The sequence below is a fragment of the Bradyrhizobium sp. LB13.1 genome (assembly GCF_054056815.1).
Map to the genome: position 1 here is coordinate 5,663,028 of NZ_JBSRYQ010000001.1, position 18,265 is coordinate 5,681,292.

Sequence of the window (18,265 nt, forward strand, 5' to 3'; positions counted from 1 at the left end):
GCTACTCCGCCGCCTGAGCGTTGATCTCCGCCGAGACCTCACGGATGGCACGCGCGAGCATGTTGGGATCCTGTGCGCCGGAGACGGCGTATTTCTGCGCAAACACATAGGTCGGCACGCCGGAGATGCCCTTCTCGGCGGCTTCCTGTGCGTCCGCCGAAACGCGCGCGACGTCCTCGTCGGTGGCAAGGCGCTTGCGCACGTCGTCGGCGTCGAGGCCGACATCGGCAGCCGCCTGCACCAGCACGCTCACATCGGTGAGGTCGCCGCCGTCGCGGAAGTACAGCTCCATCAGGCGCTGCTTCATCTCGGGTGCCTTGCCGATCGTCTCGGCCCAGAGGATCAGGCGGTGGCAGTCGGTCGTGTTGGGCTGACGCGCGACAAGCTCGGGCTTGTAAGTGAGGCCCTCTTCGCTTGCGGCCGCGACCACACGGCCGGCAATGCCCTTATAAGCCTCGACCGAGCCGAATTTCTGGGTGAGATAGGCCTCGCGGCTGATGCCTTCGCGCGGCACCCAGGGATTGAGAAAGAACGGGCGGAATTTCAGCTTGACCGGAACGTCGGGCACCAGCGCCAGCGCGCTCTCGATCCGGTGCTTGCCGATATAGCACCAGGGGCACACCACGTCGGAGACGACGTCGATCTGGAGCGGCTTTAGCGTGCTCATATCAGGGCCTCCTTCGGGCACTTCGCGGGTTCGCCCCAAGATAAGCCGAACCCGCCCCGAGGCAAGGGTGCTAGGTCATGGGTGCTAGGTCATGGCTGCCGCCATCTGCTTCAGCCGTTCGGCTGTGCGCTCGTCGGCCGGAAAGAACGTCTCCAGCGCCAGCTCCGACAGCGTGATGTCGACGGGCGTGCCGAACACCATTGTGGTGGAGAAGAAACTTAGTATCTCTCCGTCATGGCGCAGCTTGAAGGGGATCGCGACATTGTCGCTCGACAGCGGCGCCGCGCGCGCCGGGATCGGATAGCTCTTCAGGTCGTTGTGGAGCCTGATCAGCTCGGGGTCGGCGGTTGCCTCGCATTGCCGGTGCAGCCGCTCCAAAAGATGCCCGCACCATTCCGCGAGGTTGACCGTGCGCGGCGCCAGCGCCTCGGGATGCAAGGCGAGCCGCAGCACGTTCAAGGGCCGGCCTAGCAGCCGCTCCGGGATGCCGGCGAGCAGCGGCGCCAGCATGCGGTTGGCGGAGACCAGATTCCAGTGCCTGTCATAAGCCAGCGCCGGGTTGGGTTCATGCGCTTTGAGGACGAGGTCGATCGCCTGGCGGGCTGATTTCAAGGCGGGATCCTCCAGCGGGCGCTGCGGAAAGGCCGGGGCATAGCCGGCCGCGACCAGCAGCACGTTGCGTTCGCGCAAGGGCACGTCGAGACGTTCGGCGAGCCTCAGCACCATGTCACGCGAGGGTGCGGCGCGGCCGGTCTCGACGAAACTCAAATGCCGCGCCGAGATCTCGGCCTCGCCTGCGAGATCGAGCTGGCTCATGCGACGGCGCTGCCGCCATTCGCGCAAATGGTCGCCGATATGGGCTGGCTGGCTGGGTTCGGCCTGTGCCGTGGATGCATGTGCGTTCATGGTCGAAAACCTAGCACGCGCATTTTCGGCTCTTCCATTACGTCGGAGGTAATCGAATTGGGCCACGGGCCGGCGCATCTTCGGTCGCAACAGGAGACGACCATGATCGCACTGCTGCTCTACCGGACCGTCGCAGACCACCTTGTTCCCTGGGCCATGGCGTTCGCAACCCGGATGCTGGCGCGCAGCCTCAACATGCCCGAGCCGCTGGTGCATTCGACCGGCGACTATGTCGTCGCGCAGGTCACAGCCTTCGAGCACAGCGTCGGCAGGACGCTCTGCCCGTTCCGTCTCGCCCGCCTGCTCCGCGCCTGGTGGCGCGGATTGCACTGAGTTTCACCTCGAGCCCAACCCAACCATGGAGACCACGATGATCGACGCATCCAGCTTCCTCCGCCGCGCGCTTCTTGCCGACGCAATCTTCAGCGGCGTCTCCGCTCTCGGTCTCACTTTCGGCGCCAGCGCGTTCGCGTCGTTGTTCAACCTGCCCGAAGCGCTGCTGCGCGAGACCGGCCTGTTCCTGATCGCCTACGCCGCGCTCGTCGGCTGGCTTGCCTCGCGCGCCTCTGTGGCGAAGCCGCTCGTGCTGCTGGTCGTGGTCGGCAACGCGGCCTGGACGGTCGGCAGCATCGCGTTGCTGCTCTCGGGCGCGGTGTCGCCAAACCTTGCCGGCGAGCTCATGGTCGTGGCGCAGGCGATTGCGACCGGCGTGTTTGCCGAGCTGCAGTATGTGGGATTGCGCAAGAGCGGCAGCGTGGTGGCGGCGTAAGGCTTATCGCTGCCAGTCGTCGCCCGGTTTAACCGGGCGACGCATTATTCCAGAGACAGTATTCCAGAGACAGTGGACGTATGCGGATAAGCCGCGCCGTCCTGGATGCCCCGGTCAAGCCAGGGCATCCAGGACGGCGGGAGGCAGCTGCGCAAGTGCAGGCTACGCCCGCGCGCGGCCGTTCTTCTTGCCAACCGCGTGGCCGTTGAGCTTCTTCTTTTTGGGGGCCTTCGCCCCCGCCTTCTGCGCTTTACGTTCCGCGCGCGCCTTCACCTTGGCGCGCTCGACCCGCGCTTCCGCGCGAAGCTTCTTGCGCTTCTTCTCGCACGAGGCGCATTTGCAGCCGATCGGCTTCAGATAGGCTTTGAAATAGTCGGTGCCGTAGTCATAGTTGATCTCGTCGCCCGGCTCGATGTTCTTGATGGCGCGGATGAAGACCTTGCGCTCGCGCGGCCGGACGTCGGATTCGGCGTTGGGCCGGCACGAATGGTTGATGTAGCGCGCGAGGTTCTTGCGCACCGAGCCGTCGATGGTCCAGCGGCCGTTGAGCTCGAACAGGTATTTGTTCTCGATGTCGTCCTGCTCGGGAATCCGCGAGTCCAGGATCGGTCCGTAATAACGGATGATCCGGGTGCCCTTCTTGATCGGCTGAGTGGCGAAGAGGCCGAGCCCGGTTTTCGAGCGGCCGACACGATAGGATTTTTGCGAGGAGATGGCTGTCATGATCAGGAGAAAGAGGACCGCGAACGAGGCCCGATGCCTCAAGCGAAGCCGCCCTTCTAGAACGATTCCGCACCGCTGTCAGGTGTCTGTCGACGCTGTTTGAACCTTGCCCACAATCAAGACGTCTGATGGTACGGAGTTCCCGCTCGATCAAAGGCGTTGTCATGAACCGCATCACCACCGCAGGCATGGCCGTGTTGCTGTTGTGCACCGGTCTCGACTGCGCCGCAGCCCAATCCATGGGCAGCGCCTACACCTCGACGGCGCCGAAGGATTGCCGTCAAATCGGCAAGCCCGGCGAGCTCGACGGCAGCACCACGCGGGTCTGCAAGGGCAAGGATGGTCTCGTGGTCCTGATTGCCGAGGACGATCTTCGCGAAATCGTTTCCGTCGGCCGCAATCGCAAGGCGGCGGCCGAGGAACCGGCGGCAAAAGTCTGGTTCGGCCCGTTCAACTCGTCCGAAACCACCGTCGAGTGGCGCGCAGCGGCCGCAAAACCGTTTGCGATCATTCAGCGCTGGCACATCGCCGATGGCACCGACCCCGACAAGCAGGGGCGGCCGAACACCAAGGCCATGCTCGTCGTGACCCGGCTGCCGCCGGGACCGGTCTGCCACGTCGCCTATATCGACGCGATCGCTAACCCGAACAGCAATGAGCTCGCCCGCAAGGCCGCAGATGACTTTGCCCGCAGTTTTCGCTGCGGCAAGGACGAGGTGAAGATCATCGGCGCCCGCGGCCGCGCCGTGGAGCTGGCGACGATGCGCTAGGCGTTCGCCTGGCATCATGTCCCAATTGATCAGGGACCCGGCGGCTTCCCGGTTATGGGTGCCACCAGCATCGCCTCGAGCAGGCGTTCGGCCGTCGTCCCCTCGGGCAGCCGTCCCAGAATGTCCGAAAGCCGTCCGTCGAGCAGCAGCGTGGTAAAACCGTGCACCATCGACCAGGCGCGCGCGATCGCGGCGCCCTGATTGAGCGTCAGCGCATCGCCGCTGATCTGCTCCTGCCGCATCATGCCGACGGCATTGGCGAGCCCGGCGAAAGAAGCTTCGGCCGCTTCGTGCAGCGACGGCCTGGAATAGTCGAGGCGCTCGGTGCGGAACATGATGCCGTACATGCCGGGATGAGCCTGGGCATAGGCGACATAGGCTTTGGGCCGCGCCAGCGCGCGCGCGAGCGGCGTGGTAGCGGCGTCACAGGATGACGCCATCGCCGCATTGAACTGGCGGAAGCCGACCGCCGCGAGCTCACTGAGAAGCCCCATGAGGTCGCCGAAATGATGGGTGGGCGCGGCATGCGAGACGCCCGCCTCGCGCGCCACCGCGCGCAATGTCAGGCCGGCGAGCCCCTCGCGCTCCAGCACCCGTTCGGCGGCCCGGAGCAGCGCCTCGCGCAGCGCGCCGTGGTGATATGGCGCCTCGGTCTTGACGCTCGCCGGCCGTCGCGCGGAACGCGGCGTAGTCGCTGCCGATGATGTCTTTCGCGACGTGCGCGCGCGCCGCGGGGATTCGGTCCTGGTATCGCTCTTGCCCAATCAGCAAGCTATAAGACGCAATATTGACAGTGTAAAGATTTCACTTGACGGCCGGGACGATCGGAACTATTTCATCTTTACGATGTAAAGATAGAGAGAGATAGACCGTGCAGCAGGACGCCGTTGCCGAACGCCGCCACAACCTCGCGCCGATTCCATTCGAGGCCGACGCACCGTTCCTCACGATCATCGGCGAATTGCCGCGCGAATTGAACGGCACGCTCTATCGCAACGGCCCCAATCCCCAGTTCGATGCACCCGGCGCGCATTGGTTCGTCGGCGACGGCATGCTGCACGCCTTTCACCTCGATAACGGCCGCGCCAGCTATTGCAACCGCTGGGTCCGCACGCCGAAATGGCTGGCCGAGCACGATGCCGGCCGCGCATTGTTCGGCGGGTTCGGCCGCAAGCTGCCGAATGCGCCAGCGAACCTCACCGACGGCGGCGTCGCGAACACCAACATCATCTTCCATGCCGGCAAGCTGCTGGCGCTGGAAGAAGCGCACCTGCCGACCGAGATCGAGCCGGGCACGCTCGCAACGCGCGGCTATCACAATTATCAGGGCCGCGTCGCGGGCAGTTTTACAGCCCATCCCAAGGTCGATCCCGTCACCGGCGAGTTGGTGTTCTTCGGCTACAACGCCGCGGGACCGCTGACGCCTGCCCTCTCCTACGGGTCGATCGACGCGTCCGGCAAGGCGACGCGCTTCGAACGGTTCGAAGCGCCTTATGCCAGCATGGTGCACGACTTCATCGTCACCGCGAACCATGTGTTGTTTCCGATCCTGCCCGTCACCGGCAGCATGGAGCGTGCGATGAGCGGGCGGCCGCCCTATGCCTGGGAGCCGGACAAGGGCGCCTATGTCGGCGTGGTCAAGCGCAAGGGCAGCGCGAAGGACATCGTCTGGTTTCGCGCAGAAGCCTGCTACGTCTTCCACGTCATGAATGCGTGGGAGGACGGCGACCGCATCATCGCCGACGTCATGCAGTTCGAGGAAGCACCGCTATTTACCCATCCCGACGGCACACCCACCGATCCCAAGAAATCGTTTGCCCGGCACTGCCGCTGGACCTTCGATCTCTCGGGGAATACCGACCGCTTCCAGCAGACCTATCTCGACGATCTCACCGGCGAATTCCCGCGCATCGACGACCGCCGCGCCGGACTGATGAACCGTCACGGCTGGTACGCCTGCGCCAATCCGCGGCTGCCGATGTTCGGCGCGCTGTCCGGCATCGTCCATGTCGACGGCAATGGAAAGCGCCTCGGCCATTATCTGCTGCCGGCCGGCGACACCATTTCCGAACCGGTGTTCGTCGAGCGATCGACGGATGCAGCGGAAGGCGACGGCTGGCTGCTCGCAGTCGTCTGGCGTGCGCGAGAGAACCGCAGCGACCTCGCCGCGTTCAATGCCACCGATGTCGAGGCCGGCCCCGTCGCACTGGTGCAGCTCGGCCACCGCGTGCCCGATGGCTTTCACGGCAATTGGGTCGGCGCGCAGTAGCTATCCCTCGTCATCGCGGATATCACCGTAGAGGTCTCTGATGCACATGCCCTCGATTACTGCGGACTGTCTCGTCGTCCTCATCCTGATCTGCGCCGCGCTCTCACTCCAGATGATCCGGCTGAGGCGGAGCGGCCAAACCATCTTCAACGGCGGTATCTTGCTCGCCCTCGGCCTCTCGATCGCCTGCGCGCTACCCGTCCTGTCGCGCCTGCCCTGGGCGGAATTCGCTGACGAAATCACCGAGCAAGCCGTTGCCACAATTCAGTTTTTGGAAGTCGCTTACGTCATTTTGACACTGTAAAGATATCGCTTGACCCTGCTTCGTCCCTGAACTACTGATCTTTACATCGTAAAGATTTGGCCTGACCGAGGCGGACCATGGCGATTTTCCTGATCCTCGCGCCCTACGGCGCCTACACCTTCCTGATGCTGACGACATCGGCCACGATCAGCGTGTTCGTGGCCGCGGCAATCTGTCTCGCCACCGTCGCGATCGATGTCGTGCGCGGCCGCTCCGTGAAGATCCTGGCCATGGGCTCGGCGCTGCTGTTTGCCGCGATCGGACTCCACCTCGCGCTGTTCGACCCGGCGCTCGGCACGCTCGGTGTCAAGCTGTCGGTCGACATCGGCATCTTCGTCATCTCGCTCGGTTCGATGCTGGTCCGCCGTCCCTTCACGCTGCAATACGCGCTCGAGTCCGTGCCGGCCGAGACCGCGGCGTTGCCCGTCTTTCTCAATGCCAATTACGTCATCACCGGTGCATGGACCGCGGCCGCGCTGTTGATGGCGGCTGCCAATCTCGTGCTGCTCTATGTCCCCGGCCTGCCGCTGTGGTCGAGCCTTGCGGTCGCCTTCGCGGCCCGCAACAGCGCGATCTATTTCACAAAGTGGTATCCGGAGTATCGATCAAGTACGGTACGCCATCCAGCGCAATGCCCCACACACGCTGAACAGGATCGACGATGAAGGACGTATTCGCCCGCCTCGCTTCCGACTTTCTCTCCGCCATCGTCTTCCTGGTCATCTACCTCATCACCGACAACATCGTCCTGGCAACGTCGGTGGCGATTGCCGGAGCAATCGCGCAGGTGATCTACGCCCGCGTCAAGGGACAGCAGCTCAACTACATGACCTATGCGAGCGTCGCGCTCGTCGTGGTGCTGGGCACGGTCACGCTGCTGACCAACGATCCCCGCTTCATGCTGGCGAAGCCCTCGATCGCGCATTTCGCGATCGGCCTCATCATGCTCAAGCGCGGCTGGATGCTGCGCTACATGCCGGCGATCGTCGTCGAGACCGTCCCGGAATATGTGACGGCCGCGGGCTATGCCTGGGCGGGGCTGATGTTCGTGATCGGTGCCGGCATGATCGCGGTCGCCTCCACAGGCGATCTGAAGCTGTGGGTGTTCTACATCACGGTGGTCGCAGGCGGCGCCAAGATCCTCGCCTTTGCCGTGCAGTATGTCGTGCTTCGCCTCATCGTCACCAGCCGGACGACGCGCGGCCGCCCGCGCCTGAATGCCTCCAACGGAGCGTAGGCAGCTGCTGCGAGTTGCGCTATACGCTCGACCCGGGACTGGCCCGCGGATCGTCGCGGTCCGCCGGAATTTTGGGAGACCCGAATGGCCGTGGACGGCAACTGGACTCTGACCATGACGACGCCCATGGGCGAGCGCAAGGCGACGCTGAGCCTCACGGCCGCTGGCGGCACGCTCAACGGCACGCAGGGTGCGGAAGGCAATACCGCCGAGATTTTCGACGGCGCCGTCAGCGGAGATGCCGTCAACTGGAAGGTCTCGATCACCAATCCGATGCCATTGACGCTCGAGTTCATCGGAACGGTCTCCGGCGACAGCATGAGCGGCGAAATGGGCATCGGCCCGATGGGCAGCTTCCCGTTCACCGGCACGCGCGCGTAAGCCGCGCGGCAACCGTGCGCGCACTCGGCGCGCGCGGACGATGCCGAACCGGCGTGGCAGGCAAGCGCGCTCGCTATGGTGCCGGCAGGCTATGTCGCCGGCACGGCCTATCGGACCACCGACGGCGGGCCGAAGCGCAGCCTTGCTTGCAGCGGCCTCCGGGGCCTTGTCGAGAGTCAGGACGACGTCCGTGGCTGGTGGCGCGCGCAGTGCTCCAACCAGGTCACCAATTGTAGCTGAGCGAGTAAGTCTCGTGTCGCGGACGCGATGCAGCGCGAAGCGGTGCGTCGCAGAGCCGGGACCCATGCTGCCAAAATGGACCCCGGATCAGCAGCGCATCATTTCATGCTGCGCAGCATCCGGGGAACGCCGCCTCAGCCCAAATTCAACTCCTTGAAGAAGTCGTTGCCCTTGTCGTCGATGATGATGAACGCCGGGAAGTCGACGACTTCGATGCGCCAGATCGCTTCCATGCCGAGCTCGGGATATTCGAGCACCTCCACCTTCTTGATGCAGTGCTCGGCAAGGTTCGCCGCGGCGCCACCAATCGAGCCGAGATAGAAGCCGCCATACTTCTTGCAGGCCTCGCGCACGGCAGGTGCCCGGTTGCCCTTGGCGACCATCACCATCGAACCGCCGGCAGCCTGGAATTGGTCGACGAAGGAATCCATGCGGCCTGCGGTGGTCGGGCCGAACGCGCCGGAGGCATAGCCCTCGGGCGTCTTGGCGGGCCCGGCGTAATAGACCGGGTGGTTCTTGAAATAGTCCGGCAGCGGCTCGCCCTTATCCAACCGCTCGCGCAGCTTGGCATGCGCGGAATCGCGCGCGACAATCATGGTGCCGCTCATCGAGACCCGTGTCTTGGTCGGATACTTCGAGAACGTCGCCAAAATATCCTTCATCGGCTGGTTGAGGTCGATCTTGACGACCTCGCCGCCGAGCGCCTGCTCCACCTGCGGCAGATACTGCGCCGGGTTGTGCTCGAGCTCTTCGAGATAGACGCCGTCCTTCGTGATCTTGCCGAGCACCTGGCGGTCAGCGGAGCAGGACACGCCGAGCCCGATGGGCAACGAGGCGCCATGACGCGGCAGACGGATCACGCGCACGTCGTGGCAGAAATACTTGCCGCCGAACTGCGCGCCGACGCCGAGCGACTGCGTCATCTTCAGAATTTCCTGCTCCATTTCGAGATCGCGGAACGCGTTGCCGTCGGGCGAACCGTGGGTCGGCAGCGCGTCGAGATAACGAGCCGAGGCGAGCTTCACCGTCTTCATGCAGAGTTCGGCCGAGGTGCCGCCGATCACGATGGCGAGGTGATAGGGCGGGCACGCCGCAGTGCCCAGCGTCAACACTTTCTCCTTCAGGAAGGCGAGCAGCCGGTCCTTGGTCAGCACCGAGGGCGTGGCCTGGAACAGGAAGCTCTTGTTGGCGCTGCCGCCGCCCTTCGCCATGAACATGAACTTGTAGGCGTCATCGCCCTCGGCGTAGATCTCGCACTGCGCCGGCATGTTGTTGGCGGTGTTCTTCTCCTCGTACATCGAGAGCGGCGCGACCTGCGAGTAGCGCAAATTGCGGCGCAGGTAAGCATCGCGCGCGCCTTCCGAGAGCGCGGCCTCGTCGTCGCCGTCGCTGATGACGTTGCAGCCCTTCTTGCCCATGATGATCGCGGTGCCGGTGTCCTGACACATCGGCAGCACGCCGCCGGCCGCGATGTTGGCGTTCTTCAGAAAATCCAGCGCGACGAACTTGTCGTTCGGGCTCGCCTCGCCGTCCTCCAGGATCGCGCGGAGCTGCTTCAGATGCCCCGGCCGCAAATAGTGGTTGATGTCGCCAAAGGCCGCTTCCGACAGTGCCCGCAGCGCCTCACGCGACACCACCAGCATGTCTTTCCCCAGGACCTTTTCGACCCGCACGCCGTCGGCCGTGATCTTCTTGTAGGGCGTCTCGTCCCTGCCCAGCGGAAACAGCGGCGTGTGCTTGTAGGGCGGAACGGGCTTTGACCGGTCGGGGAAAGCGGTGGGAGCGTTCATGGGCTGAAATCCCGGGGTTTTGGGGCCCTCGCATGGGCCCCTTTCATAGAGGCGTTCTAAGCTTTTTTGCCGCAAAGGGAAGGCGGTCTGGTGCGGTCGGGGCATCCCGATTCGGCGGCATGGCGATCCTTTTTCGGCGGCTCTCGGGCGGACACGTGTCCCTCATGATGCCGGTGAAGACCCTGGGCGCACCCCTTGCGCTTCGCATCCGCCGACGCTTGAATACGCCCATAAGGGGCTTTTTATCATGACATTGAACTTGAACGTCCGCGGCGCGATCCTGGTCGCCGCCGCCATCACTGGCCTTGTGACCCTCGCCTCGCCCGCACGCGCCGACCGCTGCGACGACAGCGCCAAGGAGCTGGCGAACCAGGTCGATCGCCTCAAGGTGAATTTCCGCGCTGCCAATGTCGTCTACCTGACGCACCCCGCGGCCAAGGAATTGTCTGTGGCCTGCCGTGGCGACAAATATTCGATCGAGCTCTATGCCAAGGGCGATCGCAAGCCCAAGCCGGAGTTCTTTGCGCTGGTGGGGGCGATGGCGGGCGATCGTCTTCACCGTGACGAAGGACGATACGACGACGGGCGCGACACGCTGCCTGAAGCGGATGGGACTCCTGCGCGGCGACAAGATCAGCATGCGTTATCGGCGTCTCAACATGGAATGCACCCGCACCAAAACCGACGCGTCCATCACGATCACGCGCGGCAAGGACGAATAGGCCGGGCGAGCGTAGCGAAGCACATCCAAACTGTCTCCGCGGTGACAGACTGGATTGCTTCGTCGCAAGGGCTCCTCGCAATGACGAGGAGAGGTCCGAGAGCACATCCCACCGCACCGGATCGCTCGCATTTTAACGATTGCCTTGAAGGAAATTTCGCGCCTCGCGGTGCAAGGTCAATTGTTTCCATGCGTGAGGATTTGTGGATGAGCGTTTCTACCGTTTCGCCGCCGCCGATCGCGATCGTGGTGCCGAGCTACGACGCGACCAAGCAGCAGGACGATCAGACCAAGACCAAGGACAACGACCCGACCTATAAGCCGCCGCCGCCTGCGCCGCTGCCGCCGGGTCAGGGTACGCGGATCGATCAGCTCGCCTGATCCGTCCGTTTCGCAATGAAGCGCCCGATCCGGTCGATCGGGCCTTTCGCGCATCCGGCCGCATCTTTGCCGGATAATGGGACCAATATCGTGCGCGTCTACCCTGAGACCTGCGCATGATCGCAAAACTGCTGCTACAGAACACGATTACCACTGTCGCAATGGGCGCGCTGCTGTTCGCTTGCGCCGGGACGATGCGTTGGTCTTCGGCCTGGGTGTTCCTTGCCACCTGCGCCCTGCTCGGCCCGCTCTGCGGCTGGTGGCTCTACCGGATCGACCCTGCCTTGCTCGCCGAACGTCTGCGGCCTGTCCTGCAAAAGGACCAGCCGGCCGCCGACAAGGTGTTCATGATCGCCTTCGTCGTCGTGATGCTGGTCTGGCTGGCCGCGATGGGGCTCGACCGGCGCACGCTATCCTCCGACATGCCGCTCGCGCTGCAGATGCTCGGCCTCGCACTGTTCCTGCTCTCGACGCTCTTCATCCTCTGGGTCTTCCGCGAGAACTCGTTCGCCGCGCCCGTGGTGAAGCTGCAAGCCGAGCGCGCGCAGCGCGTGATCTCGACCGGGCCTTATGCGCATGTGCGCCATCCCATGTACAGCGGCATGATCCTGTTCTTCGCCGGCGTGCCGCTGCTGCTGGGCTCGTGGTGGGGACTTCTGATGGTGCCGCTCGTCCTCGTATTGTTTGCAGCCCGCATTCGCATCGAGGAGCGCACGTTGCGCGAAGGCCTGCCGGGCTACTCCGATTATATGACGCGCGTGCGCTATCGCCTGCTGCCCGGCGCGTGGTGAGTTGCGCATCACTCTCCTGTGCGATGCACGGAAGGAAGGCGCGACGATGTTCTGAAGCGTTGGCAAGCGCTCGAAAGCCACGACGTGTTCGGGCGATTGATCGCGCCCGAAACGGCCGGTCCGGAACGGGGGCTGACGCCAGCCTCCCTCCAGACCGGCTAATTATCGAGCTCTTTATACCGACGGAAGATGCCCTGCTCGTTGAAGGGAATACGGCGCTCGCTTTCGAGATAAGCCTTGATGTTCGACCGCGCGGCGACCCGATCGCGCAGGCCGACGAGGCCCGGGATATCTTTCTCGAACGCCTTCATGCGCTTCGGGAACGCGTAGCGCAGGCCGTCGACGATCTGAAACAGCGAGAGATCGACATAGGTCAGCTTGCGGCCAGTGATATAGGCGCCGCCATTGCCGGCGAAAAGGTCTTCGAAATAGCCGAGATATTTCGGCACGCGCTCGCCCCAGAAATCGGCCGTGCGCTTCTTCGCCGTCGGCTTCTGGTCTTCGTAATAGAGCGAGGGTCCGAGCGGATGATGGGTGTCGTGAATCTCGACCACAAGGTCGGTGATCGTGAGCTGAAGCTGATGCAGCCAGAGTTGGCCGGCCTCCGTCTTCGGGGCGAGGGCGTGGCGGGCGCCGAGATAGAGCAGGATGTTGGCGGTCTGGCCGACGATGAGTTTTCCCGCTTTGAGGAACGGCGGCGCAAAGGGCGGCGTGCCCTGGTGCGCGTCCATCATCTTCATCATCGCAGCCGTGCCGTGCGGACCGCGCGCCACGTCGACGTAGGCCGCCCCCGCCTCTTCCAGCGCCAGCCGCACATATTCGCCGCGGCCCTGGATCTCGGGCCAATAGTAGAGTTCGTACTTCATGGGAGGGATCCGTGATTGCGTTGCGGCGAGTGTAGCACGCAAGCACGAACGCCATGACGGGGAAGAGAGTTCCGCGTCTCAATCGCCGCGAAGCAATACAGCAAGCCGTCGCCGCCGGTGCTCTTCAGATCGGCCTGCGAGCAGCCGCCATCGGGGCCGCGCGAGGGATGCGAGTTGTTCCACGATTTCGATGGTTCGTCATCGCGCAGGCCTTGACGATCGGCGTGGCCGACGACCGCCGCGCCTTGCGTGCTCGACGTCCAGTTCTTGCAGGTCTTGTCGTCACCCCGCGGGAAATCCGGCGCCGTCAGCTTGCGAAGCCGTGAGGATGTTTATCGTTGGCCGCCGGATTTCAACCCGAGGCGCGTCCGCTTATTCCGGTTCCGCGATACGAGACGTCCCAAAAGAAAAAGGCGCCGTGCAAGAAGCACGACGCCCTGGCTTTCATGTCGTCTGCGATCAGTTGGTCTGCTGGATCGCCGACAATTCCCAGCCGCTGCCCGGGCGTCGGGCAAAGGTCCAGACTTCGGTGGCCTCGCCCGGCTGCTCGCTGCCGGCGACAACCGCGCCGGTGTTGCGGTCGAGCGTCTTGTCCGTGAGCGCGAAGCGCAGCGCCACTGTCGCGTAGTCGGTCTCGCCTTCGCGCCAGGATTCCGCGAGGTCGCCCTGCAACAGCTTCACATCGCTGACCTTGTTGACGACGTTGCGCCCGCGGTTCTGGCCGAGGTCCTGCTCGAAATAGGAGACCATTTCCGGCGTCGCGAGCGTGTGCAGCTTGGCCACGTCCTCGTTGGACCAAGCGGCCTGGACGTCGCCGAGCAGACGCTCGAACGCCTCATAGTCCGCCGGCTTGATCTCGAGCGGCGCGTTGTTGGCACCAAAGCCGAAGCCACTGCCAAGACCAATGCGGGAGTTCGTATCAGGTCCCGGGCCGGCACCGGCATTCGCGTTGGCATAGGCAGCCTGCGGCGTGTGGCGGCGCTGCCACCACGACATCGCCAGCCGCACCACGACTACCACCAGCACGATCTGGATGATCAGGCCCAGGATCGAGGACAGGCCGCCAAGGCCGCCGAACAGGCCACCGCCGAACAGCATGCCGAGCAGGCCCGCGCCGAGGAACCCGGCCGCAAGGCCGCCCAGGAAGCCACCGCCGCGGCCGAACAGGCCGCCGCGCGCAGGCGCGGTTGCGGCCGAATTCATGCCTGCACCGGGCTGGGTGTAGGTGCGGTTGAACTGCGACGTCGAACCCGGCGCGGTCGTGGTCGACGGCGGGGCCGAATAGGTCCGCGCGCCGCGCGAACCCGACGACATGCCGCCGCCGACGCGCGCGTCGGCTGACGAGATCGCCAGCGCAGTCGGCAGCGCAAGCGCCAGCACGACAGCGATCGTCTTGAAGAGACTGCGGGAGCGTTGCGAGAACTTCATGTGCGTTTCCCAAATCCCCGGCATGGGGACGTGTCCTTAAGATGGGCAGACTTCCCGAAAAGTGAAGATGGTTTCGGAACTTATGGCTGCGGCCCTCAGTCGCGGGGATGTGGCAAAAGCCCATATTTGGCGGGCGCTTGGCCGGGTGTGCGAGGAACTGTGGTCACGGGTTACCGGCGGCTTGGAGGGGAGAATTCCGCTTTTTCCTCAAAGCCTCACCCTACCTTCGTCATCGTCTCCTTCACAGCCGCCACGAGTTGGCTGAGCGTGAAAGGCTTTGGCAGGAAGTCGAACTGCTGGCCTTGGGGCAAGCTCTTCTCGAACGCGTCCTCGGCATAGCCGGAGACGAAGATGAACTTGATGTCGGGATTCTTCTCGCGCATCGCCTTGAGCAGGGTCGGGCCGTCCATCTCCGGCATCACGACATCGGAGACGACGAGATCGATGCCGCCGCTCTGCTCGTCCAGCAACTCCATGGCCTCGACGCCATTCTCGGCCTCGACCACGGTGTAGCCGCGCGAGCGCAGGCCGCGTGCGTTGAGCGCGCGCAGGCCCTCTTCGTCCTCGACCAGGAGGATGGTGCCCTGCCCGGTGAGATCGGTGCGGGGCTTGGCTTCCGCCGCAAGCCCGGCCTCCTTCGCCGCACCAACGACCGCCGCGGGCTGCTCGACCTGCTCTTCAGGCTCGGCGTGATGCCGCGGCAGGAAGATGTGGAACGAGGTGCCCTGCCCCGGCTCGGAGTCCACGTAAATGAAGCCGCCGGTCTGCTTGACGATGCCGTAGACGGTGGAGAGCCCGAGGCCGGTGCCCTTGCCGACTTCCTTGGTCGAGAAGAACGGCTCGAAGATCTTGTCGCGGATGTCGGCGGGAATGCCGGTGCCGGTGTCGGCGACCTCGATCCGCACATAGTCCGCGGCCGGCATGCCCTTGTAGGCGAGCCTGGCGGCTTCCTCTGTGGTGACGTTGGCGGTGCGGATGATCAGCTTGCCGCCTTCCGGCATGGCGTCGCGCGCGTTGACCGCGAGATTGACGACCACCTGCTCGAACTGGGAGACGTCGACCTTGACCGGCCAGAGATCGCGGCCGTGGATGGTCTCCTGCTTGACCTTCTCGCCGATCAGCCGACGCAGCAGCATCGCGAGGTCGGAAAGTGCGTCGCCGAGATCGAGCACCTGCGGCCGCAGCGTCTGTCGCCGCGAGAACGCCAGCAACTGCCGCACCAGCGTGGCGGCGCGCGTCGCGTTCTGCTTGATCTGCATGATATCCTGGAACGACGGATCGGTCGGCTTGTGCGCGTTCAGCAGGAAGTCGTTCGCCATCATGATGGCGGAGAGCACGTTGTTGAAGTCGTGAGCGATGCCGCCGGCGAGTTGGCCGACCGTCTCCATCTTCTGCGACTGGTTGATCTGGTTCTCCAGCGCGCGCCGCTCGGTGGTCTCGAGCATGTGCACGATGGCGGCTTCGGCGTCGTTCTCGGCCGCGTCCACCGGCGTAACGAAGAACTGGCCCCAGCGCTCCTTGGTGCCTTCGAGTGCGACTTCGACCGGCGCGACATCGGCCTGTCCCTCCGCGGCCTGGTTGATGGCCGCGATCAAAAGGTGCCGGTCGCGCGAACTGACTGCGCGGAAGATCGACTTGCTGGCGCTGTCGAGCCCCAGCGCCTGCCCGAGCTTGGCGTAGCGCGCATTGGAGCGCACGACGTTGCCGCCGCGGTCCACCGTCGCGATCGCCATCGGCGTATGGTCGAAGAAGCGCATGAAGCGCACTTCGGCGGCGCGGTCCGGATCGCTGCGCTCATCGCGGGCACGGCTGATCACCAGCGTGCGCGACGGCCCCGGCGCACCGTCGGCGCCGAAGGCGAGCTTGTGATAGAGCCGCACCGGCATGGTCTTGCCGGTGCGCATGCGCAGGTCGATGTCGAAGACTTCGGTCTTCACCTCGCCCGGCACCGCCACGATCGCGGTGAGCAGCGAAGCGCCGTCGCCGGAGACGATGTCGGTGAGCTTCAGCCCGCCCGAGCCGATCTCGGCGAGGTCGTGGTCGAGCCAGTTCGCCAGCGTCGCGTTGACATAAGCGAGCTCGCCGGCCGGATTGACCGAGAAGAAGCCGCAGGGCGCGTGATCGAGATATTCGATCGCGTGCTGGAGTTCCTGGAACACGTCCTCCTGGCGCTCGCGGTCGCGGGTGATGTCGGCGATCGACCACACCGCGTATTTCGTCTCGCGCTTTCCCGTGCCAAGGGGCCGCACCCGCATGCGCAGCCAGCGGCCCTGGCTGCCGTCCTGGCCGGAGATCCGCACCTCTTCCTGCTGCCGCTTGCCTTCGCGCGCGGCTTTCAACAGGCGGAACACGGCTTCGGAGACGTCGGGGTTGCCGATGAAGACGCGCTCGACGGGGCGCACCTCCTGCGGGCCGGTGGCGCCGGTCAGCGTCAGATAGGCGGCGTTGGAATAGACCACGTGGCCGCGCGGGTCGGTCACGGCCAGGCCATCGAAAGCGTGATCGGCGATGCGCCCCATCACCGGATCATCGAGATTGCGGTCCACGAAGCGGATGATGCCGGCTGCAAAGGCGAACAGGTTGAACAGGCCGACCATCGCCAGCACGGCGAGGATGCCGAGGATATAGGGCTGCGCCTGCGCGCGCCCGAGCGTCATCAGCCCGATGGCGACGGCGACGAGGCCGGCGGCCACCAGCAGCACCAGCGCAATGCTGCCCGAGCGCGGCGACGGTTCGGGCGCCGCAACGGGCTCGCGTGTGAGGTCGTGGTCGGTCTCAGCAGTCATCTCAAGCTGGCGCAGCCTGTCGGCAGAGAATCAACGCGCTACAGGGCGCGTGGGGTCCTCCCTGCCTGAATCGGACCCGCAGGCGCAAGGGCAGCAGGGACGAAAGGTACGCTGATTCCCAGATTACGGCCATGTCCAGTACTTTTCAGGGGTTTTATTGCCGGCTGGCGCCGAATCCGCTCTTCAGACGCATGACGTAGCCGATGACTTCGGCGACTGCATGGTAGTGCTCGGTCGGGATTTCCTGGTCGATCTCGACGGTGGCGTAGAGCGCGCGGGCGAGCGGCACGTTCTCGACGATCGGGATGTCGTGCTCGCGCGCGATCTCCCGGATCTTGAAAGCGAGGTTGTCGACGCCCTTGGCGACGCAGATCGGCGCCGACATGCCGCGCTCGTAGGACAGCGCGATCGAATAGTGGGTCGGGTTGGTGATGATCACGGAGGCCTTGGGAACCGCCGCCATCATGCGCTTCTTGGAGCGCTGCTGGCGCAGCTGCCTGAGCTTGCCTTTGATGTGCGGGTCGCCTTCGGACTGCTTGAACTCTTCCTTGATCTCCTGGAGCGACATCTTCTGCCGCTGGAACCAGCTGCGATACTGGAAAAAATAGTCGCCAATGGCGATGATCGCGAGCGCCGCGACCACCGCGCCGAGCAGATGAATGGTCAGGCTGGTGGTGGCGCCGAGCATGGCGGCCGGATCGAGCCTGACCATCGCCTCCATACGATGCCGCTCCGGCCACAGGATCGTGGTCATGACCGCGCCGAGCACGATCAGTTTGCCCAGACCCTTGAGGAAGTTCGCAGCCGCTTGCTTGCCGAAGATGCGCTTGAGGCCTTCGGCGGGCGACAGCTTGCTGAATTTGGGCTTGAGGGATTCGGCCGACCACACCAGGCGGTGCTGCAGCATGTTGCCCGCAATTGCCGCCAGCACCAGCATCAGCAGCGGCACGCCGACCGCCGCGAGCACCGCGACTTCGATCTGCTGCATCAGGGCGAGCAGAGCCCGGCCGTCGGTCTTGATCATCCAGGAATTGGCAAGCAGGTTGCGCATCGGCGTCATCAGCCCGCTGCCGACCGAGCCTGAGAAGCTCGATACCACAAGCGTAGCGCCCGCGATCATAAACCAGGTGTTGATCTCCTGGCTCTTGGCAACGTCACCGCGTTCGAGCGCATCTTCGAGACGTTTTTGCGTCGGGTCTTCTGTTTGACTCTCTGGATCGTTGTCTTCCGCCATCG

At 64.5% G+C, this 18,265-nt stretch carries 17 protein-coding genes and 4 pseudogenes; 11 read left to right on the forward strand and 10 right to left on the reverse strand.

What is annotated here, in order from left to right; translation table 11 throughout:
* Nucleotide 1: 1 nt before the first annotated feature.
* Nucleotides 2-667, reverse strand: coding sequence for a DsbA family oxidoreductase (locus ACVWYI_RS27560; RefSeq protein WP_456663696.1), 666 nt, complete (start codon nucleotides 665-667; stop codon nucleotides 2-4).
* Between the two features lie 84 nt (nucleotides 668-751).
* Complete coding sequence (locus ACVWYI_RS27565) at nucleotides 752-1,573, reverse strand: helix-turn-helix domain-containing protein (RefSeq protein WP_456663697.1); 822 nt, start codon at nucleotides 1,571-1,573, stop codon at nucleotides 752-754.
* Between the two features lie 102 nt (nucleotides 1,574-1,675).
* On the opposite strand from ACVWYI_RS27565, the gene ACVWYI_RS27570 reads away from it, so the two are divergent.
* A complete protein-coding gene (locus ACVWYI_RS27570; protein ID WP_354046215.1) occupies nucleotides 1,676-1,906 on the forward strand; it encodes a hypothetical protein in 231 nt (76 codons plus the stop codon).
* A 37-nt stretch (nucleotides 1,907-1,943) separates the two neighbouring features.
* Nucleotides 1,944-2,342 carry a hypothetical protein gene (locus ACVWYI_RS27575; RefSeq protein ID WP_456663698.1) on the forward strand — a complete coding sequence of 133 codons (399 nt, stop codon included), beginning with the start codon at nucleotides 1,944-1,946 and terminating at the stop codon, nucleotides 2,340-2,342.
* A gap of 162 nt (nucleotides 2,343-2,504) precedes the next feature.
* Here ACVWYI_RS27575 and ACVWYI_RS27580 read toward each other — a convergent pair whose 3' ends face one another.
* Nucleotides 2,505-3,065 carry an SET domain-containing protein gene (locus ACVWYI_RS27580; protein ID WP_247352186.1) on the reverse strand — a complete coding sequence of 187 codons (561 nt, stop codon included), beginning with the start codon at nucleotides 3,063-3,065 and terminating at the stop codon, nucleotides 2,505-2,507.
* A 164-nt stretch (nucleotides 3,066-3,229) separates the two neighbouring features.
* On the opposite strand from ACVWYI_RS27580, the gene ACVWYI_RS27585 reads away from it, so the two are divergent.
* Nucleotides 3,230-3,835, forward strand: a complete 606-nt coding sequence (locus ACVWYI_RS27585) for a hypothetical protein (protein ID WP_456663699.1) — start codon at nucleotides 3,230-3,232, stop codon at nucleotides 3,833-3,835.
* A 29-nt stretch (nucleotides 3,836-3,864) separates the two neighbouring features.
* On the opposite strand, the gene ACVWYI_RS27590 is transcribed toward ACVWYI_RS27585, so the two are convergent.
* Nucleotides 3,865-4,599: a TetR/AcrR family transcriptional regulator gene (locus ACVWYI_RS27590; RefSeq protein ID WP_456663700.1), complete on the reverse strand. Its 735-nt coding sequence runs from the start codon at nucleotides 4,597-4,599 to the stop codon at nucleotides 3,865-3,867.
* A 107-nt stretch (nucleotides 4,600-4,706) separates the two neighbouring features.
* Here ACVWYI_RS27590 and ACVWYI_RS27595 point away from each other — a divergent pair, with 107 nt between their 5' ends.
* From ACVWYI_RS27595 to ACVWYI_RS27620, 6 genes and pseudogenes are all read left to right on the forward strand, one after another.
* Entirely contained in the window at nucleotides 4,707-6,104 is a 1,398-nt protein-coding gene (locus ACVWYI_RS27595; RefSeq protein ID WP_456663701.1) for a carotenoid oxygenase family protein, read from the forward strand.
* Nucleotides 6,105-6,144: 40 nt separating this feature from the next.
* Nucleotides 6,145-6,408: a hypothetical protein gene (locus ACVWYI_RS27600; RefSeq protein WP_456649302.1), complete on the forward strand. Its 264-nt coding sequence runs from the start codon at nucleotides 6,145-6,147 to the stop codon at nucleotides 6,406-6,408.
* 77 nt (nucleotides 6,409-6,485) lie between these two features.
* Nucleotides 6,486-7,057, forward strand: a pseudogene (locus ACVWYI_RS27605) (hypothetical protein).
* A 12-nt stretch (nucleotides 7,058-7,069) separates the two neighbouring features.
* On the forward strand, nucleotides 7,070-7,645 hold the full coding sequence (locus ACVWYI_RS27610; protein WP_456663702.1) for an inner membrane-spanning protein YciB: 576 nt from the start codon (nucleotides 7,070-7,072) through the stop codon (nucleotides 7,643-7,645).
* Between the two features lie 84 nt (nucleotides 7,646-7,729).
* Nucleotides 7,730-8,026 carry a hypothetical protein gene (locus tag ACVWYI_RS27615; protein ID WP_247351923.1) on the forward strand — a complete coding sequence of 99 codons (297 nt, stop codon included), beginning with the start codon at nucleotides 7,730-7,732 and terminating at the stop codon, nucleotides 8,024-8,026.
* A 117-nt stretch (nucleotides 8,027-8,143) separates the two neighbouring features.
* Nucleotides 8,144-8,266: pseudogene (locus tag ACVWYI_RS27620) on the forward strand (SH3 domain-containing protein); the annotation flags it as partial.
* A 134-nt stretch (nucleotides 8,267-8,400) separates the two neighbouring features.
* Here the strand turns inward: ACVWYI_RS27620 and ACVWYI_RS27625 are convergent.
* Nucleotides 8,401-10,056 carry a fumarate hydratase gene (locus ACVWYI_RS27625; protein WP_456663703.1) on the reverse strand — a complete coding sequence of 552 codons (1,656 nt, stop codon included), beginning with the start codon at nucleotides 10,054-10,056 and terminating at the stop codon, nucleotides 8,401-8,403.
* 247 nt (nucleotides 10,057-10,303) lie between these two features.
* On the opposite strand from ACVWYI_RS27625, the pseudogene ACVWYI_RS27630 reads away from it, so the two are divergent.
* Both ACVWYI_RS27630 and ACVWYI_RS27635 read left to right on the forward strand, forming a co-directional pair.
* Nucleotides 10,304-10,778 (forward strand): annotated as a pseudogene (locus tag ACVWYI_RS27630) (hypothetical protein).
* 496 nt (nucleotides 10,779-11,274) lie between these two features.
* The gene (locus tag ACVWYI_RS27635) at nucleotides 11,275-11,949 is read left to right on the forward strand and encodes a methyltransferase family protein (RefSeq protein WP_456663704.1); all 675 of its coding nucleotides are present in this window, start codon (nucleotides 11,275-11,277) and stop codon (nucleotides 11,947-11,949) included.
* A gap of 158 nt (nucleotides 11,950-12,107) precedes the next feature.
* On the opposite strand, the gene ACVWYI_RS27640 is transcribed toward ACVWYI_RS27635, so the two are convergent.
* The 5 genes and pseudogenes from ACVWYI_RS27640 to flhB all read right to left on the reverse strand — a co-directional run bounded on the left by ACVWYI_RS27640 (nucleotide 12,108) and on the right by flhB (nucleotide 18,263).
* On the reverse strand, nucleotides 12,108-12,815 hold the full coding sequence (locus tag ACVWYI_RS27640; protein ID WP_456663705.1) for a glutathione S-transferase: 708 nt from the start codon (nucleotides 12,813-12,815) through the stop codon (nucleotides 12,108-12,110).
* Between the two features lie 83 nt (nucleotides 12,816-12,898).
* Nucleotides 12,899-13,148: pseudogene (locus ACVWYI_RS27645) on the reverse strand (lectin); the annotation flags it as partial.
* A gap of 126 nt (nucleotides 13,149-13,274) precedes the next feature.
* Nucleotides 13,275-14,267 carry a Tim44 domain-containing protein gene (locus ACVWYI_RS27650; protein ID WP_247351935.1) on the reverse strand — a complete coding sequence of 331 codons (993 nt, stop codon included), beginning with the start codon at nucleotides 14,265-14,267 and terminating at the stop codon, nucleotides 13,275-13,277.
* Nucleotides 14,268-14,458: 191 nt separating this feature from the next.
* Nucleotides 14,459-17,029, reverse strand: coding sequence for a cell cycle histidine kinase CckA (gene cckA, locus ACVWYI_RS27655; protein WP_247351937.1), 2,571 nt, complete (start codon nucleotides 17,027-17,029; stop codon nucleotides 14,459-14,461).
* Nucleotides 17,030-17,183: 154 nt separating this feature from the next.
* Nucleotides 17,184-18,263, reverse strand: a complete 1,080-nt coding sequence (gene flhB, locus ACVWYI_RS27660; RefSeq protein WP_456649296.1) for a flagellar biosynthesis protein FlhB — start codon at nucleotides 18,261-18,263, stop codon at nucleotides 17,184-17,186.
* Nucleotides 18,264-18,265 lie beyond the last annotated feature (2 nt).

Bases quoted from the DNA above. Each gene is read 5' to 3' on its own strand.
- ACVWYI_RS27560 (WP_456663696.1), bottom strand. From the start codon at position 667: ATGAGCACGCTAAAGCCGCTCCAGATCGACGTCGTCTCCGACGTGGTG.
- ACVWYI_RS27600 (WP_456649302.1), top strand. From the start codon at position 6,145: ATGCACATGCCCTCGATTACTGCGGACTGTCTCGTCGTCCTCATCCTG.
- ACVWYI_RS27565 (WP_456663697.1), bottom strand. From the start codon at position 1,573: ATGAACGCACATGCATCCACGGCACAGGCCGAACCCAGCCAGCCAGCC.
- ACVWYI_RS27575 (WP_456663698.1), top strand. From the start codon at position 1,944: ATGATCGACGCATCCAGCTTCCTCCGCCGCGCGCTTCTTGCCGACGCA.
- ACVWYI_RS27585 (WP_456663699.1), top strand. From the start codon at position 3,230: ATGAACCGCATCACCACCGCAGGCATGGCCGTGTTGCTGTTGTGCACC.
- cckA (WP_247351937.1), bottom strand. From the start codon at position 17,029: ATGACTGCTGAGACCGACCACGACCTCACACGCGAGCCCGTTGCGGCG.
- ACVWYI_RS27570 (WP_354046215.1), top strand. From the start codon at position 1,676: ATGATCGCACTGCTGCTCTACCGGACCGTCGCAGACCACCTTGTTCCC.
- ACVWYI_RS27610 (WP_456663702.1), top strand. From the start codon at position 7,070: ATGAAGGACGTATTCGCCCGCCTCGCTTCCGACTTTCTCTCCGCCATC.
- ACVWYI_RS27650 (WP_247351935.1), bottom strand. From the start codon at position 14,267: ATGCCGGGGATTTGGGAAACGCACATGAAGTTCTCGCAACGCTCCCGC.
- ACVWYI_RS27635 (WP_456663704.1), top strand. From the start codon at position 11,275: ATGATCGCAAAACTGCTGCTACAGAACACGATTACCACTGTCGCAATG.
- ACVWYI_RS27640 (WP_456663705.1), bottom strand. From the start codon at position 12,815: ATGAAGTACGAACTCTACTATTGGCCCGAGATCCAGGGCCGCGGCGAA.
- flhB (WP_456649296.1), bottom strand. From the start codon at position 18,263: ATGGCGGAAGACAACGATCCAGAGAGTCAAACAGAAGACCCGACGCAA.
- ACVWYI_RS27625 (WP_456663703.1), bottom strand. From the start codon at position 10,056: ATGAACGCTCCCACCGCTTTCCCCGACCGGTCAAAGCCCGTTCCGCCC.
- ACVWYI_RS27615 (WP_247351923.1), top strand. From the start codon at position 7,730: ATGGCCGTGGACGGCAACTGGACTCTGACCATGACGACGCCCATGGGC.
- ACVWYI_RS27580 (WP_247352186.1), bottom strand. From the start codon at position 3,065: ATGACAGCCATCTCCTCGCAAAAATCCTATCGTGTCGGCCGCTCGAAA.